At 71.0% G+C, this 16,976-nt stretch carries 19 protein-coding genes and 1 tRNA gene; 8 read left to right on the top strand and 12 right to left on the bottom strand.

Annotated features, from left to right (window positions below):
* Nucleotides 1–131 precede the first annotated feature (131 nt).
* Complete coding sequence (gluQRS, locus tag RT323_RS01150) at nt 132–998, bottom strand: tRNA glutamyl-Q(34) synthetase GluQRS (protein ID WP_313404289.1); 867 nt, start codon at nt 996–998, stop codon at nt 132–134.
* A 25-nt stretch (nt 999–1,023) separates the two neighbouring features.
* Nucleotides 1,024–1,758, bottom strand: a complete 735-nt coding sequence (locus tag RT323_RS01145; RefSeq protein ID WP_313404288.1) for an MBL fold metallo-hydrolase — start codon at nt 1,756–1,758, stop codon at nt 1,024–1,026.
* A gap of 142 nt (nt 1,759–1,900) precedes the next feature.
* On the opposite strand from RT323_RS01145, the gene RT323_RS01140 reads away from it, so the two are divergent.
* Nucleotides 1,901–2,890 (top strand): MDR family oxidoreductase, encoded by a 990-nt coding sequence (locus RT323_RS01140; protein ID WP_313404287.1) that lies wholly within the window; start codon nt 1,901–1,903, stop codon nt 2,888–2,890.
* A 16-nt stretch (nt 2,891–2,906) separates the two neighbouring features.
* Here the strand turns inward: RT323_RS01140 and RT323_RS01135 are convergent, their stop codons facing one another.
* A complete protein-coding gene (locus RT323_RS01135; RefSeq protein ID WP_313404286.1) occupies nt 2,907–3,380 on the bottom strand; it encodes a nitroreductase family deazaflavin-dependent oxidoreductase in 474 nt (157 codons plus the stop codon).
* Between the two features lie 72 nt (nt 3,381–3,452).
* On the bottom strand, nt 3,453–4,046 hold the full coding sequence (locus tag RT323_RS01130; protein ID WP_313404284.1) for a hypothetical protein: 594 nt from the start codon (nt 4,044–4,046) through the stop codon (nt 3,453–3,455).
* Nucleotides 4,047–4,227: 181 nt separating this feature from the next.
* Between RT323_RS01130 and RT323_RS01125 the strand changes: the two genes are divergently transcribed.
* Together RT323_RS01125 and RT323_RS01120 are read left to right on the top strand one after the other, a co-directional pair.
* Nucleotides 4,228–5,241: a zinc-binding dehydrogenase gene (locus tag RT323_RS01125; RefSeq protein ID WP_313404282.1), complete on the top strand. Its 1,014-nt coding sequence runs from the start codon at nt 4,228–4,230 to the stop codon at nt 5,239–5,241.
* A gap of 10 nt (nt 5,242–5,251) precedes the next feature.
* Nucleotides 5,252–5,824: a hypothetical protein gene (locus RT323_RS01120; protein ID WP_313404280.1), complete on the top strand. Its 573-nt coding sequence runs from the start codon at nt 5,252–5,254 to the stop codon at nt 5,822–5,824.
* A 33-nt stretch (nt 5,825–5,857) separates the two neighbouring features.
* Here the strand turns inward: RT323_RS01120 and RT323_RS01115 are convergent.
* Nucleotides 5,858–5,933, bottom strand: a tRNA-Glu gene (locus RT323_RS01115).
* 78 nt (nt 5,934–6,011) lie between these two features.
* On the opposite strand from RT323_RS01115, the gene RT323_RS01110 reads away from it, so the two are divergent.
* The 5 genes from RT323_RS01110 to RT323_RS01090 are packed head-to-tail and all read left to right on the top strand — an operon-like array spanning nt 6,012 to nt 10,454.
* On the top strand, nt 6,012–6,362 hold the full coding sequence (locus tag RT323_RS01110) for a metallopeptidase family protein (RefSeq protein ID WP_313404278.1): 351 nt from the start codon (nt 6,012–6,014) through the stop codon (nt 6,360–6,362).
* On the top strand, nt 6,355–7,014 hold the full coding sequence (locus RT323_RS01105) for a pirin family protein (RefSeq protein WP_313404275.1): 660 nt from the start codon (nt 6,355–6,357) through the stop codon (nt 7,012–7,014). The genes RT323_RS01110 and RT323_RS01105 overlap by 8 nt, the downstream gene beginning before the upstream one ends.
* 10 nt (nt 7,015–7,024) lie before the next feature.
* Entirely contained in the window at nt 7,025–8,383 is a 1,359-nt protein-coding gene (locus tag RT323_RS01100; RefSeq protein ID WP_313404273.1) for an FAD-binding oxidoreductase, read from the top strand.
* Nucleotides 8,380–9,666, top strand: a complete 1,287-nt coding sequence (locus tag RT323_RS01095; RefSeq protein ID WP_313404271.1) for a class I SAM-dependent methyltransferase — start codon at nt 8,380–8,382, stop codon at nt 9,664–9,666. The genes RT323_RS01100 and RT323_RS01095 overlap by 4 nt, the downstream gene beginning before the upstream one ends.
* On the top strand, nt 9,666–10,454 hold the full coding sequence (locus RT323_RS01090; RefSeq protein WP_313404269.1) for an exodeoxyribonuclease III: 789 nt from the start codon (nt 9,666–9,668) through the stop codon (nt 10,452–10,454). Before RT323_RS01095 ends, RT323_RS01090 begins: the two co-directional genes overlap by 1 nt.
* Before the next feature lies 1 nt (nt 10,455).
* Here the strand turns inward: RT323_RS01090 and RT323_RS01085 are convergent, their stop codons facing one another.
* The 7 genes from RT323_RS01085 to RT323_RS01055 are packed head-to-tail and all read right to left on the bottom strand — an operon-like array spanning nt 10,456 to nt 16,966.
* On the bottom strand, nt 10,456–10,851 hold the full coding sequence (locus RT323_RS01085) for a phage holin family protein (protein ID WP_313404268.1): 396 nt from the start codon (nt 10,849–10,851) through the stop codon (nt 10,456–10,458).
* Between the two features lie 40 nt (nt 10,852–10,891).
* On the bottom strand, nt 10,892–11,221 hold the full coding sequence (gene mnhG / locus RT323_RS01080; protein ID WP_313404267.1) for a monovalent cation/H(+) antiporter subunit G: 330 nt from the start codon (nt 11,219–11,221) through the stop codon (nt 10,892–10,894).
* A complete protein-coding gene (locus RT323_RS01075) occupies nt 11,218–11,490 on the bottom strand; it encodes a monovalent cation/H+ antiporter complex subunit F (protein WP_313404265.1) in 273 nt (90 codons plus the stop codon). Before RT323_RS01075 ends, mnhG begins: the two co-directional genes overlap by 4 nt.
* On the bottom strand, nt 11,487–12,041 hold the full coding sequence (locus RT323_RS01070; RefSeq protein ID WP_313404263.1) for a Na+/H+ antiporter subunit E: 555 nt from the start codon (nt 12,039–12,041) through the stop codon (nt 11,487–11,489). Before RT323_RS01070 ends, RT323_RS01075 begins: the two co-directional genes overlap by 4 nt.
* Nucleotides 12,034–13,650 carry a Na+/H+ antiporter subunit D gene (locus RT323_RS01065; protein WP_313404262.1) on the bottom strand — a complete coding sequence of 539 codons (1,617 nt, stop codon included), beginning with the start codon at nt 13,648–13,650 and terminating at the stop codon, nt 12,034–12,036. Before RT323_RS01065 ends, RT323_RS01070 begins: the two co-directional genes overlap by 8 nt.
* A complete protein-coding gene (locus RT323_RS01060) occupies nt 13,647–14,120 on the bottom strand; it encodes a Na(+)/H(+) antiporter subunit C (RefSeq protein ID WP_313404261.1) in 474 nt (157 codons plus the stop codon). Before RT323_RS01060 ends, RT323_RS01065 begins: the two co-directional genes overlap by 4 nt.
* Nucleotides 14,117–16,966 carry a Na+/H+ antiporter subunit A gene (locus tag RT323_RS01055; RefSeq protein WP_313404260.1) on the bottom strand — a complete coding sequence of 950 codons (2,850 nt, stop codon included), beginning with the start codon at nt 16,964–16,966 and terminating at the stop codon, nt 14,117–14,119. Before RT323_RS01055 ends, RT323_RS01060 begins: the two co-directional genes overlap by 4 nt.
* Nucleotides 16,967–16,976 lie beyond the last annotated feature (10 nt).

Raw genomic sequence — 16,976 nt, 5'->3', positions numbered from 1 at the left:
ACTCGAACCCGCGACCTCCGCCGTGACAGGGCGGCGCGCTAACCAACTGCGCCACGGGGCCTCATGCTGTGCGGATCAACCGCGACCGCAAGACTACCTGACACCTCCGGGAGTCTCCAAAACGGGGTGGGTCACGTCGTCACTATCCACGGATTTCCAGGGATCTGAGCGGGGTCCAGGCGGGCCAGCAACTGCTCGGGCGATCGGGCGTCGACGCCCAACGAGGCGCCGATCAGCTCCCAGGCGACGTCGGGGGAGAGGTCGCGCAACGTGACGGCACCGTCACGCTTGGCGAGCCGGCGACCTTCCGCGTTGAGCGCCAGTGGCACGTGCGCGTAGACCGGCTCCGGCAGCCCGAGCGCGTGCGCGAGGTACGCCTGGGCGGGCGCCGCGTCGATCAGGTCGAGACCACGCACGACCTGGTCGACGCCCTGCTCGCCGTCGTCGACCACGACCGCGAGGTTGTAGGCGTGCGCGCCGTCCCCGCGCCGCAGCACGAGGTCGTCGACGTCCCCGCGGACCTCGCCCTCGAGCACGTCGTGGATCGTCCAGGTCGGCGCGTCGGCCCGTAGCCGGATTGCCGGCGCCCGGTCGGCCCGTCGCGCGTCGCGCTCGGCCTCGGTCAGGCGACGACACGTGCCGGGGTACGCGCCGGGGGAGACATGCGGTGCGCGCACGGCCTCGGCGATCTCGCGCCGGGTGCAGAAGCACTCGAAGGTCAGGCCCGCTTCGGCCAGGCGCACGAGAGCGTCGGCGTAGAGGTCGTCGCGCTCGGACTGGCGGACGACCGGCGGGTCCCAGGTCAGCCCCATCGCCGCAAGGTCCTCGAGCTGGCTGCGCTCGAACTCCGGCCGTGAGCGCTGGCGGTCGAGGTCCTCGACGCGCACCAGGAAGGCACGGTCCGTCGCGCGGGCGAAGAGCCACGCGAGGATCGCGGTGCGCAGGTTCCCCAGGTGCAGGTCGCCCGAGGGGGACGGGGCGAAGCGGCCGGCGGACATGCGTCCGACCCTAGTGAACGGACCGTCAGGCCACGCCGTGGCTGCGGGCCAGCTCGGCCGCCGCCTGCGCCCCCTGCGTGAACGGCGGACCGTGACCCGTCAGCACCAGGTTCGCCTCGGTGGCGGCGATGAGGTCGAGCGACTGCATGGCCCGGGGCGCGTCCTTGGTGCCGGCTTGGGCCACGATCCGAGGACCGGTGCGACCCGTGTACGGGTCGAGCGTGACCAGGGCGTCGCCCGTGAACAGCACCCCGAGATCCGGCAGGTGCAGGACGCAGTGCCCGTCGGTGTGGCCCGGTGTCGCGATGGCCTGGAGTCCCGCGGGCAGCGGCCCGCTGGTGAGGTCAGCAATCTCCTCGACGCCCGGTACGCGCAGGGCCCCCGACCGGACCATCCGTCCCAGCACGGGCAGCGACTTCGGGTGCCGCAGCGGGTAGAGCAGGCGCGGCCGGCCGGGCCGGTACCGGTAGGGGTGCGCGGCGATCCGGTGATCGCCGGGGTGGACCCAGACCGTCACGCCGGCCTCCCGCTGGGCGCGGGCCGCGAAGCCGATGTGGTCGAAGTGGGCGTGCGTGACGACGATGTCGGTCACGTCGGCCCACGACCGCCCGATCCGTCGCAACGCCTCGTGCGTGTACCGCCACGTACGGGGAAGCCCCGCGTCGACGAACACGAGCGCGCCCGCGTGCTCGAGCAGGTAGCAGTTCGTGCCCGCGTCCTGGATGCTCAGGATGCCGGTGCTGATCTGGCTGATGCCCATGGTGATGCCTCCCGTCGCTGCTGCGGAGGTACCCCGACGGGGCAGGACTCATGCGGCCGCGCCCGTCGGTCAGGCGCTACGGTCGAGGGACACGCGAGGAAGCCGACCGCGAACCCTGTCCACCAGCCACTCGAGGAGCACCATGCCCGAGACCACCTTCCAGGCCTACCAGGCCACCGCGCCGAAGCGGCCTGCCGAGCTCGTCACCCTGGCGCGGGACGACCTGGGTGAGGGAGACCTGCTCGTCCGGGTCACCCACTCGTCGCTGAATTACAAGGACGGCCTGGCACTGCTCGGCAAGCCGGGCGTCGTGCGATCGTTCCCGCTGACGTGCGGCATCGACCTGGCCGGCGAGGTCGTCGAGGCCGGCGGCGGGTTCGCCGAGGGCGAGCAGGTGGTGCTGACCGGCGCCGAGCTGTCGGAGACGAAGCCGGGTGGCTACTCGCAGTACCAGCGCATCGCCGCGGAGTCGGTCGTGGCCGCACCCGAGCGGCTGGGGACGTGGGGCGCGATGGCGGTCGGCACGGGAGGGCTCACCGCGATGCTGTGCGTCCTGCGCCTCGAGGCGGCCGGCGTCACCCCGGACGACGGTCCGGTCCTGGTCACGGGCGCGACCGGCGGGGTCGGCAGCTTCGCGGTCTCGATCCTGTCGCGCCTGGGGTACGAGGTGCATGCCTCGACCGGCTCGGAGAGCGAGCACGCGTACCTCACCGGGCTCGGAGCCAGCGAGATCATCGCGCGCGACGAGCTGTCAGGCGATCCGCGGCCCCTCGCCAAGGAGCGGTGGGCCGCGGCCGTCGACAGCGTCGGCAGCACGACCCTCGCGAACGTCCTGTCGCAGATTCGCTACGGCGGTGCTGTCGCCGCCTGCGGGCTCGCCGGGGGCCACGACCTGCCGGCGACCGTCATGCCGTTCATCCTGCGGAACGTCGCGCTGCTCGGCGTCGACAGCGTGCACGCCGCACCAGACGTGCGGGCCACGGCCTGGTCGCGACTCGACGAGCTGTTCAGCGAGTCCGACCTGCGCTCGATGACCGTGGACGCGTCCTTCGGCGACCTGCCCGAGCTGGCCGCACAGATCCTCGACGGGGCGATCCGTGGCCGCGTCGTGATCGACGTGGCGGGCGGCTGAGGCCCGCCGACCGCGCTCAGGCCCCCGGCGCGGGACGCGCGGTCAGCCGGATGACCGGGATCTCGCGGTCGGTCTTGTCGTTGTAGCCGGCGAAGTTCGGCGAGATCTCCACGATGGCCGCGAGCGCCGCCTCGCGCTCGTGGCCGTGGAGCTGCTCGGCCGTGACGGGGACGACCCGTCCACCGACCTCGATCGTCGCGTCGTCGGGCTGGGCCGCCAGGTTGTGGTACCAGTCCGGGTTCTTGGCCGCACCGTTCGCGGAGGCCACCACGAGCCACGCGTCCGGCCCGGCCGGGAACCACGCCAGCGGCGTCTCGCGGCGCACACCGCTCCGGCGCCCCGTCGTGGTGAGGACGAGCAGCTTCATCGACCCGAGTGTCGCGGACTCGGAGCGTCGAGTGCGCCAGACCATGACCCGGTTCACGGCCCGCACGAGCGGGTTGCTCGTCCGCTTGCGTCCTCGTGACCCGCCGTGCGCCTCGAAGGTCATCGTCGCTCCCGCCCTTCGGTCCCTGACTCCTGTCAGCGTACGACCGGGCCGGGGCGCCGGGAAGGGCGTGAGCTACGCGGTGACGACGGCGCGGTCGGCCGGCGTGCGCAGCCAGCGCCAGTACATCCACACACCGAGCGCGGAACCGGCGGAGTTCAGGATCATGTCGCTCATCGTGTCGGCGTAGCCGCGGGAGTGGCGAGTGGCCTGCAGCTGGTCCGAGCTCCACTCGGCGATCTCCCACAGGGCGCCGATGCCGAGCCAGGAGAGCCACAGCGCCGACAGCAACAGGGCCGCGACGTCGGCGCGGAAACGGTGCAGCGCGAGGCGCGCGACCCCCATGACACCGACGAACGAGAACAGGAAGTGGATCGCGTCGTCGTACCACCAGATGCGGTCGTAGAAGCTCAGTCCCCAGCCCAGGACGGCGCCCAGCACGAGCGTTGTCAGGCACGTGATCACGAGCGGGTCGCGCAGCGTCTGCCAGACGGCGATGCAGGCCAGGACCCCGGCGGCCATCGTCAGGACGGTGAACAGGTCGTCCGCGGTGAGGGCGACGGCCAGCGCGCCGAACATCGTCGCGAGGGTGAACGTGGCGACCGGCCAGGAGAGTCGGGTCACCTCGTCGGAGCCCTCGGCGGAGGTGGGCAGGATCTTGGGGAACATGCTGCGGTGTCAGCTTCTGTCGACGTGGTGGGGCCGCTCGAGCCTACCTGTCCCGTCAGCCCGTACCGAATCGTGTGAGGACGGACACGTGGGCTGGTTTCGATTACATCTGTAAAATAGAGAAGGACGCGGGACCGGTGTGCGGCCCTGGTCGACAAGCGCTGGAAAGGGATGACGAGTCGTGACCGACACGATGCTGGCAGGACGGATGAACTTCGCGGACAAGGCCTTCGCGGTCAAGGAGGTGCCGGTCCCGGTTCCCGGCCCCGGCGAGGTCCGCGTACGGGTGAGGGCGGCCGGCATCTGCCTGTCCGACGTCCACCTGATCGAAGGCCTGCTGAGCCCGCTGCTGCTGCCCGGGGACGAGGTGACGCTCGGTCACGAGGTCGCCGGAGAGGTCGAGTCGCTCGGGGACGGCGTCTCCGGCATCGAGGTCGGGACCCGTGTCATCGTGGGTGCCGGCAAGGAGGTCGACGGCCAGGTCTGGACGATGGGCGTCGACTACGACGGCGGGTGGGCCGAGTACGTCGTCGCGCCCGCCGAGGTGCTGGTGCCGATTCCCGACTCGCTGCCGTTCGACCAGGCCGCGATCATCCCCGACGCGGTCTCCACCCCGTGGGGCGCTATCGAGTGGACCGGCCAGGTCAGGCAGGGCGAGTCCGTCGGCGTCTGGGGCATCGGCGGCCTGGGCGCTCACGGTGTGCAGCTGCTGCGCTTCGCTGGTGCCGCGCCGATCATCGCCGTCGACCCCGTCGAGGCCGCGCGTGAGCGCGCGATGGCCTTCGGCGCCGATCTCGCGCTCGACCCGGCCGACCCGGATTTCGCGACGAAGATCGCGGCCGCCACGCGAGGAGAGGGCCTCGACGTGGCCCTGGACTTCGCCGGTGTCGCCCCGGTGCGCAAGCAGGCGCTCTCGAGCCTGGGCGTCGGTGGTCGTCTCGTGCTGGTGGGCATCAGCGGCGGGCCGCTGACGATCGCGAACGATGCCGAGTTCCAGTACATGCGCCGTCAGGTCCTGGGCCACTACGGCTCGGAGTCGCGCCACGTCGTCGACCTCGTGCGGTTGGTCGAGCTCGGGCGGCTGGACTTCTCCGCCTCGATCAGCGGCTCGATGCCCTTGAGTGAGGCTGCGGCCGGCGTCGCCCAGCTCGAGGAGAAGGTCGGCAACCCGATCAGGCTCGTCCTGGTCCCGTGAACGGCACGACGTGAGCAGTGATCCCCGGTTCGCCCGTGCCCACGACGCGCTCGTCGCGGGCATGACAGAGCTGCTGGACGAGCGGGCGCTGCGCGAGATCACCGTGACCGAGCTCGTGGCTCGATCCGGCGTGAGCCGGCCGACGTTCTACCAGCACTCCGGGGGGAGCCTGGCCGCGCTCGCCGCCGAGAGCGCGCTCGCGCGGCTGGGCTCGGCCTTCCCCGAGGAGCCGGCCCGTCGGGACGAGTCGCCCGAGGTCGTCCGCGCCGAGACCGGCGCGATGCTGCGGGCGCTCGTCGTCCACCTCGAGCAGCACCGCCCCTTCTACCTGCGCGTCGTCGATGGCGCGCCGACGCTGGACCTGCAGGCGGCGCTCGTGCGCCTCCTGCAGGAGCAGACCGGCGCGAAGTCGCCCTTGCGCGGTGCGGTGGACTTCGCCGGAACGCGGCTCACGGTGGTCCACGCCGGAATGGTCTGGTTCCTCATGGACTGGCTCCGGACCGACGGCCGCGAGCCGATCGAGGCGGTCGTGGCGCAACTCGTCGACGTGCTGATGGCGGAGTTCTTCGGTGAGGGCGGCTGAGCGGGAGTCTTGGTGGTCGGCATCGACTCGACCTGGTACCCCCTACGGGATTCGAACCCGCGCTACCGCCTTGAAAGGGCGGCGTCCTAGGCCGCTAGACGAAGGGGGCCGAGCAGCCCGTCCAGCATAGGGCACCGTTCCCGTGCGCCTGAGCCAGCGGTGCACGGGCCGACCTAGACTCGGGGGCGTGATCGATGTCGACCCGGACCGGTTCGAGGAGCTGGTGACCGCCGCCCTGGCCGACGTCCCGGCCGAGCTGGCGAACCGGCTCGACAACGTGGTCCTGTTCATCGAGGACGACGCCCCGCCGCACGACCCGCACCTGCTGGGCCTCTACGACGGCATCCCGCTGACCGAGCGCGACTCGACCTACGCCGGCGTCGTGCCGGACCGGATCTTCGTCTACCGCAATCCGACACTCGCGATCTGCGAGACCGAGGAGGACGTCGTCGAGGAGGTCCGCATAACGGTCGTCCACGAGATCGCGCACTTCTTCGGCATCGACGACGCCCGACTGCACGAGCTGGGCTATGCCTGAGGCGCGCCGGTCCGCGACGCGCTTCCGCACCGTCGCCGAGGGCACCGAGACGCTCCACTCCTTCTCGTACGGCCGGCACTACGACCCCGAGAACGTCGGGTTCGGGCCGATCATGGCGATCAACGAGGAGCGCGTCGCGCCGGGCGCGGGCTACGACGAGCACCACCATGGCGACGCCGACATCGTGACCTGGGTGCTGGAGGGCGCGCTCGCCCACCAGGACTCCACGGGCCAGCACGGAGTGGTGCCGCCCGGTGTCGCGCAGCGGCTGAGCGCGGGCGAGGGCGTCACCCATGCCGAGCGCAACGCCAGCGACAGTGAGCCGCTGCGGTTCGTCCAGATGATGCTGCGCAGCACGAACTGGGGCCGGCCCGAGTACGCCCAGGCCGACGTCCCGGACGGATCGGGGTTGCACGAGACCGTGCCCGTCCACGCGGACGCGCGGCTGGTCGTGGCGCGACCCCAGGAGCCGATCGAGGTGGCCGCCGAGCACGGCGCGCTGGTGCACGTGACACGCGGCCGCGTCACGGTGGCCGGGGTCGACCTGGGGCCGGGGGACGAGCTTCGACTCGCCGAGCGGGCGACCCTGCGCCTCACCGGAAGTCGAGACGCCGAGGCTCTGCTCTGGCTCCTTGTCGGTCCACGGCGATAGCCTGCGAATCATGCAGGGATGGACGAAGCACGAGGACGCGGTCAGGTCCCTCCTCGCCTCGTGGCAGGCCATCCCGGACGCCGCCCCCGTGCGCCTCGCGAAGCGCACCTCCAACCTCTTCCGCCCGCGGCACCGCACCGATTCCCCCGGACTCGACGTGTCGGGCCTCGACGGGGTCATCGCAATCGACCCGGCCGCCCGGACTGCCGATGTCCAGGGGATGTGCACGTACGAGCGGCTCGTCGACGAGACGCTCGTCCACGGGCTGATCCCGACGGTCGTGCCCCAGTTGCGCACGATCACGCTCGGCGGCGCCGTCACGGGCCTGGGCATCGAGTCCACCTCGCTGCGCCTGGGCCTGCCGCACGAAGCCGTGCTCGAGATGGACGTCCTGACGGGCTCGGGCGAGCTCGTCACCGCCACGCCCGACAACGAGCACGCCCAGCTGTTCGCGGCGTTCCCGAACTCGTACGGCAGCCTCGGCTACGCGGTGCGGCTGCGGATCGCCCTCGAGCCCGCACCGCGGCAGGTGCGGCTGCGGCACGTGCGCTTCGGGTCCGGTGCCGAGGCCGCCAAGGCCATCGCCCACATCGCCGAGGCGGGGGCCTGGGACGGCGAGCCGGTCGACGCCGTCGACGGGACGGCGTTCAGCCCTGACGAGGTGTACCTGACGCTGGCGCGGTTCGTCGACACCGACCTCCCCGTCAGCGACTACACGGGCTCGCGGATCTACTACCGCTCGATCCAGCAGCGCAGCGAGGACGTGCTGACGATCCACGACTACCTCTGGCGCTGGGACACCGACTGGTTCTGGTGCTCCGGAGCGTTCGGTGCCCAGGATCCGCGCGTGCGCGCGCTCTGGCCACGGCGCTGGCGGCGCAGCGACGTCTACCACCGGCTGGTCGCGCTGGACGCGAGGATCGGCCTCAGCCGGGTCCTCGACCGCGTCAAGGGCGTCCCCGGCCGCGAGCGGGTCATTCAGGACGTCGAGGTCCCGCTCGACCGGCTCGACCAGTTCCTGACGTGGTTCGACGACAAGATCGGGATGCGACCGGTCTGGCTCTGCCCGCTGCGGACCCGTCGCGCGTGGCCGACGTATCCCCTCGCGCCCGGGGACGTCTACGTCAACATCGGGTTCTGGGGCACCGTGGTGGTGCCCGCCGACGCGGAGCCCGGAGCGGTCAACCGGCGCATCGAGGCCGCGGTGCACCGGCTCGACGGCCACAAGTCGCTGTACTCCGAGGCCTTCTACGACCGGGCCACGTTCGACCAGCTGTACGACACGGCAGGACTGGACCGACTGCGCGAGCGGTACGACCCGCAGTCGCGACTGAGCACCCTCTACGACAAGGCGGTCAGGAACTCATGAGCCTCGCATCCGAACCCAGACTCACGATCGCGGACGCCTTCGACCGACTCCTGCGCGAGGGCATGCCGATCCGCTTCGAGGCGTACGACGGCAGCACCCTCGGTCCCGAGGACTCCCGACTGAGGCTGCGACTGCTGAACGAGCGCGGCCTCGCGTACCTCGTGACGGCGCCCGGGGACCTGGGCTTCGCCCGCGCCTACGTGTCCGGTGACCTCGAGATCGACGGCGTCCACCCGGGCGACCCGTACGACATCATGCAGGCGCTCATGAGCCGGTTGCGGTTCCGCGTGCCCACCGCACCCGAGATGGTGCAGATCCTGCGCAGTCTCGGGCTGGGCAACCTCAAGCCCCCGGCGCCGCCGGCCGAGGAGCACCTGCCGAAGTGGCGCCGCGCCCTGGAGGGGCTGCGGCACACGAAGGGCCGCGACGCCGAGGTCATCGAGCACCACTACGACGTCTCGAACCGGTTCTACGAGCTCGTGCTCGGGCCGTCGATGACCTACACCTGCGCCGTCTTCCCCAAGGCCGAGGCCAGCCTCGAGGAGGCCCAGGCCGAGAAGTACGACCTCGTGTGCCGCAAGCTCGACCTCAAGCCCGGCGACCGGCTGCTCGACATGGGCTGCGGGTGGGGTGGCATGGTGCGGCACGCGGCCGAGCACTACGGCGTCCGGGCCCTCGGCGTCACCCTCTCGCGGGCGCAGGCGCAGTGGGCGCGCGAGGCGATCGAGCGCCAAGGGCTCTCCCGTCTGGCCGAGGTCCGCTTCAGCGACTACCGCGACGTGACCGAGACGGGTTTCGACGCGATCAGCTCGATCGGGATGACCGAGCACATCGGCGTCCGCAACTACGACGACTACTTCTCGTTCGCGCGCGCCAAGGTGAAGGTCGACGGGCGCATGCTCAACCACTGCATCACCCGTCGGGACAACCGCGGCCGGGCGACCGCGGGACAGTTCATCGACCGCTACGTCTTCCCCGACGGCGAGCTGGCCGGCGCGGGCACGATCGTGACCGCGATGCAGGACGCGGGCTTCGAGGTGCGTCACGCCGAGAACCTGCGCGACCACTACGCGCTGACCCTCCGGGCGTGGTGCCAGAACCTCGTCGATCACTGGGACGAGGCGCTCGAGGAGGTCTCCGTGGGCCGGGCGAAGGTGTGGGGGCTGTACATGGCAGGCTCGAGGCTGGCCTTCGAAAGGAACGAGATCCAGTTGACCCACGTGCTCGGCGTGAACACCGCGGCGGACGGCCGCTCCAGCTACCCGTTGCGGGTGGACTTCTGATGCGGATCGCCACCTGGAACGTCAACTCGATCCGCAGCCGCATCGACCGCGTGGTCGGCTGGCTCGACCGCAACGACGTGGACGTGCTGGCCATCCAGGAGACGAAGTGCCGCGAGGACCAGTTCCCCGGGCTCGAGCTGTCGGCGCTCGGCTACGAGTACGCCCACGTGGGCGTCAACCAGTGGAACGGCGTCGCGATCATCTCGCGGGTCGGCCTCGAGGACGTCGAGCGCTCGTTCGGCGTCGACCAGCCCATGTACGAGGACCTGCTGGAGCCCCGCGCGATCGGCGCGACGTGCGGCGGCGTGCGCATGTGGAGCCTCTACGTCCCGAACGGCCGCGACGTGGACCACGCGCACTACGCCTACAAGCTCGAGTGGCTCGCCAAGCTGCGCGCGGCCGGCGAGGACTGGCTCGCGAAGGACCCCGAGGCGCAGATCGCGCTGACGGGGGACTGGAACATCGCTCCCCAGGACGACGATGTGTGGGACATGACGGTCTTCGAGGGCCGCACCCACGTCTCCGAGCCCGAGCGCGCCGCGTTCGAGGCCGTCGTGTCCACCGGCTACTCCGACGTCGTCCGTCCGCACACGCCCGGCCCCGGCGTCTACACCTACTGGGACTACACGCAGCTGAGCTTCCCCAAGAAGAAGGGCATGCGGATCGACTTCGTGCTCGGATCGCCCGCGTTGGCGCGGCGCGTCGAGGGCGCGTGGATCGACCGCGAGGAGCGCAAGGGCAAGGGCGCGAGCGACCACGCCCCGGTGGTCGTCGACCTCGCGGACTGAGTCAGGACCGGCGCTCGCGCGCGGACTCCACGCCTGCCTTGAGCAGGATGAACGGCAGTAGGAACGACGCGAGCGCGGCGGCCAGCCACACGATCACCGCGGCGATGAGCCACGTGCTGAAGCCCGAGATCGTGAGGGCGTCGCCGAACAGGCTCGCCACCCACAGGGCCACGAGGGTGGAGACGATCCCGACGCCGCCGAGGAAGGCCTCGGCGTTGCGCTTGACGACGACGAGGATGAAGGGCGACAGGATCGCCTGCGCCAGGGCGAAGATCACGACCGTGATGACGAACCCCGAGCGGGTGACCTCGAGGTCGTCCAGCACGGCGTTGGCCACGAGCAGGCCGATGGCGGCGGAGACCAGGTTGATGGCCGCGCGGATGAGCAATCGGATCATGCCCGAACTCTAGGGCTCCGGCAGCCCCCTGCCCAGAGCGTCAGTCGGCTTCGTCGACCGTCAGCTCCTCGCGGTTGACCTGACCGGCGCGGAACGACGCCCGGCCGACCATGTGCGCCGAGACCGGGGCGGTCAGCAGCTGGAACATCGCCACGACGGCCACGAGGGTCAGGTCGCTGATGCTCTCGATCCGCAGCGCTAGGCCGGCGAGGATCAGCAGCAACCCGAACGTCTGGGGCTTGGTCGCGGCATGCATGCGCGTCAGCAGGTTGGGGAAGCGCACGACGCCGATCGCCGCCACGAACGCGAACCCGGCGCCCATGATGAGCAGCGCGCCGGCAATGACGTCGATGACCGATCCCGCGCTCACCGCTGGGTGCTCCCGCCCGAGTGCGCGGCGTACCGCGCGATGCTGACCGACCCGAGGAAGGCGATCAGCGCGAGCGCCACCAGGATCGGCAGTGTGGTGCTGTGCCGGCCGATCGCCGCCTCTACGCCGATCGCGCCCACGCAGGCCGCGACGAAGACGTCGGCGGCGATCGTGCGGTCGAGCATCGTGGGACCGCGGACGATCCGGACGATGCACAGGATGCCGGTCAGGCCCAGCAGCACGGCACACACGTAGGCCACGAAGGTCATGCTTTCTCCCGCAGTCGTCGTTCGCTGTCGGCCACCTCGTCGGCCGTGCCGATCGCCTGCAGGAGGCGGTGCTCCTGGGCGACCGCCTTGCGGCGCGCCGTGGCGACCTTCTCGGGGGTGTCGGCGTCGAGCACGTGGAGCCACATCCGCCTGCCCTCGGAGTCGAGCTCGATCAGCAGCGAGCCCGGCACGAGCGAGATCAACTCGCCGGTGAGGGTCTGGCGCAGCTCGGAGCCGCTGACGAGGTTGACCAGGATGACCGCGCTGCGCGGCGGCGCCTGGGGCCGGATGGCGAGCCAGCCGACGTGGAAGCTGGCCACCGAGAGGTCGTAGAGGAACCGCGAGAGCAGCACGATCGTGCCCCACGGGCGCAGGGTCCCCTCGACTGAGACCCGGGGGAACGGGAACACCGCCATGATGAGGCAGCTGACGATGATCCCGCCGATCAGGTTGATGGGCGTGATCTCGCCCCACAGCAGGAGCCAGACCACGGTCAGCCAGGCGATGACGGGCAGCTGCCACGTGTGCAGGCCGCGGACGCGATCAGTCATCGCCCAGCACCGCCTCGATGTACGGGGTGCGCTCGTGCAGCTCGTCGGAGGCCCGCTCGGCCAGGGCGAACAGCGGCGAGGCGAAGACGGTGAGCATCACGGTGACCAGCCCCAGCGCCATCGTCGGCAGGGCCATTCGCATCGGCAGCCGCTCGCCCTCGGTGTCGGTCTCCCAGGTCGTCTCGCGCTGGGTGGCGGTCGAGATGCCGCTGCGGCCGTGCAGCGAGCCACCGAAGGCCATCGGGCTGAACGGCACCGGCGTGTCGCCCTCGGCCTCGCCGGAGGGCTGCCAGAAGGCGCGGTTCCAGATCTTGGCCATCGCGTACAGCGTCAGCAGGCTGGTGACGACGGCGGCCGCCACGCCGGCGAGCGCGAGCCAGTCGCCCTGGTCGGCACCGGCCTCGAGCAGCGCGAGCTTGCCCAGGAAGCCCGAGAACGGCGGGATGCCCGCCAGGTTCATGGCCGGCACGAAGAACAGGATCGACAGCACGGGCGCGTGTCGGGCCATGCCCCCGATGCGGTCGAGGTTGGTCGTGCCCGAGCGGTACTCGATCAGGCCGGCGACCAGGAAGAGCGTCGTCTGCACGGTGATGTGGTGGACGATGTAGAAGATCGCTCCGGCGACGCCCAGCTCGCTGGCGAGCGCGATGCCGAACAGCATGTAGCCGATGTGGCTCACCAGGGTGAACGACAGCACACGTTTGATGTCCGACTGGGCGATGGCGCCGAGGATGCCCACGACCATCGTGAGGATCGACGCCCACAGCAGCAGGGTGCGCAGCTCGTGGGCCGGGAACAGCAGGGTCTGGGTGCGCAGCATCGCGTAGACGCCGACCTTGGTGAGCAGTCCCGCGAACACCGCGGTCACCGGTGCCGGCGCGGTCGGGTAGGAGTCGGGGAGCCACGCCGACAGCGGGAACACCGCCGCTTTCACGGCGAACGTCAGCAGCAGCATGAGCTGCAGGAGGGTGCCGACGTTGTCGGGCAGCTCGGGTAGTCGCTGGGCCAGCTGCGCGAAGTTGACCGTGCCGGTCGCGGCGTAGATCGAGGCCAGCGCGATCAGGAACAGCGCCGAGGAGGCGAGGCTGACGATGATGTAGATCGTGCCCGATCGCACGCGCGCCTCGGTGCCGCCGAGCGTGATCAGCACGTAGGACGAGGCCAGCAGGATCTCGAAGCCGACGAACAGGTTGAACAGGTCGGCCGAGAGGAACGCGTTCGAGACGCCGGCGCTCAGCACGAGGAACGTCGGGTAGAAGACCGACAGGGGAGTGTCGCGCCCGAACTCCACGATGCCCTGACCGATCGTGTACAGCAGCACGCACAGCGTGACGATTGTGGAGATCAGCAACAGCAGCGAGCTGAGGCGGTCGGCCACGAGGCTGATGCCGATCTCGGCCGGCCAGCCGCCCACGTTGAACGACTGCGGTCCGTACTGGTCGGCGCGGTAGAGCAGCACGGACGCCGACGCGACGACCGCGAGCAGCGTGATGATGCTGATGAGTCGCTGGGCCCCGGCGAACCGGCCGAACGCCAGGCACAGGCCAGCGCCGAGCAGCGGCAGCAGCACCGGCGCGAGCACCAGCTGGTCGAAGAGCGTGTCGCTCACGGGCGGCGCACCTCCGTCGCGATGGTGACCGCATCGGAGTCGTCGTCGCCGAGGTACGCCTCGTCGGGCAGCTCGGTGTCGTCGGCCTCGACGAACGTCGCGGAGACCTGGTCGCGCTCGGCGCGCCGGCGGATCAGGTCGTCCTCGAGGTCGTCCTGGACGTCGTCGGTGCCCGTGAGCTGCCAGGCCCGGTAGGCCAGCGCGAGCCCGAAGGCGGTGGTGCCGAGCGTGATGACGATCGCCGTGAGCGCCATGGCCTGCGGCAGGGGATCGGACATGCGCTCGGACGAGAGTCCCAGAATGGGGGCTGAACCGGCCGGCCCGGAGGCGACCAGGAACAGCACGTTCAGGCCGTTGCCGATCAGCACGAAGCCCACGAGGATGCGGGTCAGGCTGCGCTCGAGGATGAGCGTCGTCCCGCAGCCGACGAGCATGCCGACGACCGCGATCAGGGTGAGGTTGGCGGTCATGCGGTCACCTCGCGGGTGGGGTCGGGGTCCTCTTCGTTCTCGATGTGGGCGTCGATGCCGCTGCCGAGGCTGCGCAGCACGTCCAGGGACAGACCGACGACGACCAGGTAGACGCCGATGTCGAAGAAGACCGACGTCACCAGGTGCAGCTCGCCCAGCACCGGGATCGGGATGTCGATGATCGCGCTCTGCAGGACGCCGCCGCCGAGCAGTGTCGGCATGAGGGCCGAGAGCGCCGCGGTGGCCAGGCCGGTGCCCAGCACGAGGCCGGCGTCGACCGGCGCCGCGTTGTCGAGCTCCTCGCGGCCGCCGGCGAGGTAGCGGATCATCAGCGCGAGCCCGGCGATCAGGCCGCCGGCGAAGCCGCCGCCGGGCGAGTTGTGCCCGGAGATCATCAGGTAGACCGAGAACAGCACGACGGTGTGGAAGACCAGCCGGGTGACGATCTCGAAGACGATCGAGCGTCGCTGGTCGTGCAGGTTGGCGGCGAGCCACGCGTTCGAGTCGGGGGTCACGACGCGTCGCGGGCGCACCTGACGGCCGGAGCGGTCGGTCAGCAGGAAGATCAGGCTGGCGATGCCGGTGGCCGCGACGACCAGGACGCTCAGCTCGCCGATCGTGTCCCACGCGCGGATGTCGACCAGTGCGACGTTGACGATGTTCTTGCCCCCGCCGTACTCGTAGGCCGGCTCGGCCCAGCCCTGCGAGATCGGCGGATGGGTGCGCGCGTTGGTCGCGACGAACGCGAAGCCGGCCACGGCCGCGCCCGTGGCGGTGCCGACCCCGACGCGCCACCAGCGAGCGATGTTGAAGGGGCGATCACTGAAGAACGGGGGGAGTCGCCGCAGCACCAGGACGAACGTCACGAGCAGGAAGGTCTCGACCAGCGCCTGCGTGAGGGCCAGGTCGGGGGCGCCGTGGGCGACGAAGAGGATGGCGGTGCCGTAGCCCGTGACGCCCAGCAGCAGCACGGCGCGCAGGCGCCGGCGGGAGCGGACGGTGAAGATGCCCGCGGCGATGATGATCAGACCGGCGACGATCTGCAGCGAGTTGTCCGAGACGCGCACGTCGGGCGTCTCCCACGCACGGATGAGCGCCGAGCCCGGCACGATCACCAAGGTGACCAGGATGATGCCCAGGTAGACGGGGAGCGAGCCACGCTGGGTCCGGCCGGTGACCTCGACCGCGAGGCGGTCGACGCCGCGCATGACCGCTTGGTAGGCGCGTTCGGCGTCCGGCATCGGCAGCCGGTCGACGATGGCGTGCTGGGCCGCGGCGACGGGGTGCCGCCCGACGTACAGGGCCAGGCCCGCGACGACCGCGACGACCGACAGGGCCAGCGCGGGGGTGAAGCCGTGCCACAGCGTCAGGATGGCCTCGTGCGCGCCGGCCGGGTAGGCCTCGGAGTACGACGCGATCCTGGGTGTCAGGAAGGGGCCGGCGAGTCCGGTCACGAGGCTGAGCGAGGCCAGCACCCCCGGGACGGCCGTGAATCCCCACGAGAACGCCCGCGGCCGGCAGGGCTCGGCGCCGGGCTTGTCGGCGAAGGCACCCCAGACGAAGCGGGCCGAGTAGGCGACCGTCAGCACCGAGCCGAGCACGATGCCGGCGAGCGCGGCCATGCCCCAGCCCGGGTGGCCGAGGTCCTCGCCCAGGTCGAGGAAGGCCGCGAACGCCGCTTCCTTGGCGGTGAAGCCGAACAGGACGGGCAGGCCGGCCATCGATGCGGCGGCCACGACCGTGATGACGAACAACGCGGGACGCGCCTGGCGCATCCCCGAGAGGTCGCGCAGGTCGCGGGTACCGACGGAGCGGTCGATGATGCCCACGACGAGGAAGAGGGCGGACTTGAACAGCCCGTGGGCGCACAGCAGTGCCAGGCCGGCGAACGCGGCCGATCGCGTGCCGGCGCCGACGACGGCCACGAGGAAGCCCAGCTGGCTCACGGTGCCGTAGGCCAGCAGCAGCTTGATGTCGTACTGGCGCAGTGCCCGCAGGCCGCCCAGGATCATCGTGGCGATGCCGAGGCCGATCAGGACCGGCCGCCACCCGGGGGTGTCGGCGAAGACGGGGGCCAGCAGCGCGATCAGGTAGACGCCGGCCTTCACCATCGCGGCCGCGTGCAGGTACGCGCTGACGGGCGTCGGGGCGGCCATCGCGCCGGGGAGCCAGAAATGGAAGGGGACCAGGGCCGACTTGGACAGGGCGCCCACCAGCACGAGGGCGATCGAGGCGGTGAGGGCGGCGCCGGCGTCGGGCGGCTCGGCGAGGATCTCGCTCAGCCGTGGGGTGCCGCTGAGCAGGTGCAGCCCCACGAGTCCGACCAGCATCGCGAGGCCGCCGAACGTGGTGACGATCAGGGCGGTCACCGCGGCACGACGGTTGGCGCGGCGCTCGGGGTTGTGGCCGATCAGCAGGAACGACAGGACGGTCGTGAGCTCCCAGAAGATGTAGAGCAGGTAGACGTTGTCGGCCAGGACCAGGCCGAGCATCGCCCCGGCGAAGCCGGTCAGGACGCCGGAGAAGCGCCAGATCTCGGGGTCATGGGGCCGGAAATACCACGCGCAGTACACCAGGACGAGCGCGCCGACCCCGGTGACGAGCAGCGCGACGATCCCGCTGAGGGCGTTGACCGCGAGGTCGATGTCGAGCCCGATGGTGCCGACCCAGGCCCGGTGCTCGTACGTCGCCGTGCCGTTCGTGGCGTCCGAGACGGGGCCGAGGAGCCACACGAATGAGGCTGCTGGGACCAGCGCGAGAACCAGGAAGGCACGTCGATCCAGCATGCGGACCAGTGCAGGGGAAACCGCCGCGGCGAGAAAGTGCAGCGCGACGAGGAAGACCATGGGCTTGCGG

It is taken from the genome of Aeromicrobium sp., from assembly GCF_032084975.1.
Classification (GTDB): Bacteria; Actinomycetota; Actinomycetes; order Propionibacteriales; family Nocardioidaceae; genus Aeromicrobium.
The sequence above is the reverse complement of the archived record's forward strand: the minus strand, read 5'-3'. Positions and strand labels throughout refer to the sequence as shown.

Bases quoted from the DNA above. Each gene is read 5' to 3' on its own strand.
- gluQRS (WP_313404289.1), bottom strand. From the start codon at position 998: ATGTCCGCCGGCCGCTTCGCCCCGTCCCCCTCGGGCGACCTGCACCTG.
- RT323_RS01145 (WP_313404288.1), bottom strand. From the start codon at position 1,758: ATGGGCATCAGCCAGATCAGCACCGGCATCCTGAGCATCCAGGACGCG.
- RT323_RS01140 (WP_313404287.1), top strand. From the start codon at position 1,901: ATGCCCGAGACCACCTTCCAGGCCTACCAGGCCACCGCGCCGAAGCGG.
- RT323_RS01135 (WP_313404286.1), bottom strand. From the start codon at position 3,380: ATGACCTTCGAGGCGCACGGCGGGTCACGAGGACGCAAGCGGACGAGC.
- RT323_RS01130 (WP_313404284.1), bottom strand. From the start codon at position 4,046: ATGTTCCCCAAGATCCTGCCCACCTCCGCCGAGGGCTCCGACGAGGTG.
- RT323_RS01105 (WP_313404275.1), top strand. From the start codon at position 6,355: ATGCCTGAGGCGCGCCGGTCCGCGACGCGCTTCCGCACCGTCGCCGAG.
- RT323_RS01100 (WP_313404273.1), top strand. From the start codon at position 7,025: ATGCAGGGATGGACGAAGCACGAGGACGCGGTCAGGTCCCTCCTCGCC.
- RT323_RS01095 (WP_313404271.1), top strand. From the start codon at position 8,380: ATGAGCCTCGCATCCGAACCCAGACTCACGATCGCGGACGCCTTCGAC.
- RT323_RS01090 (WP_313404269.1), top strand. From the start codon at position 9,666: ATGCGGATCGCCACCTGGAACGTCAACTCGATCCGCAGCCGCATCGAC.
- RT323_RS01085 (WP_313404268.1), bottom strand. From the start codon at position 10,851: ATGATCCGATTGCTCATCCGCGCGGCCATCAACCTGGTCTCCGCCGCC.
- RT323_RS01075 (WP_313404265.1), bottom strand. From the start codon at position 11,490: ATGACCTTCGTGGCCTACGTGTGTGCCGTGCTGCTGGGCCTGACCGGC.
- RT323_RS01070 (WP_313404263.1), bottom strand. From the start codon at position 12,041: ATGACTGATCGCGTCCGCGGCCTGCACACGTGGCAGCTGCCCGTCATC.
- RT323_RS01060 (WP_313404261.1), bottom strand. From the start codon at position 14,120: ATGACCGCCAACCTCACCCTGATCGCGGTCGTCGGCATGCTCGTCGGC.
- RT323_RS01055 (WP_313404260.1), bottom strand. From the start codon at position 16,966: ATGGTCTTCCTCGTCGCGCTGCACTTTCTCGCCGCGGCGGTTTCCCCT.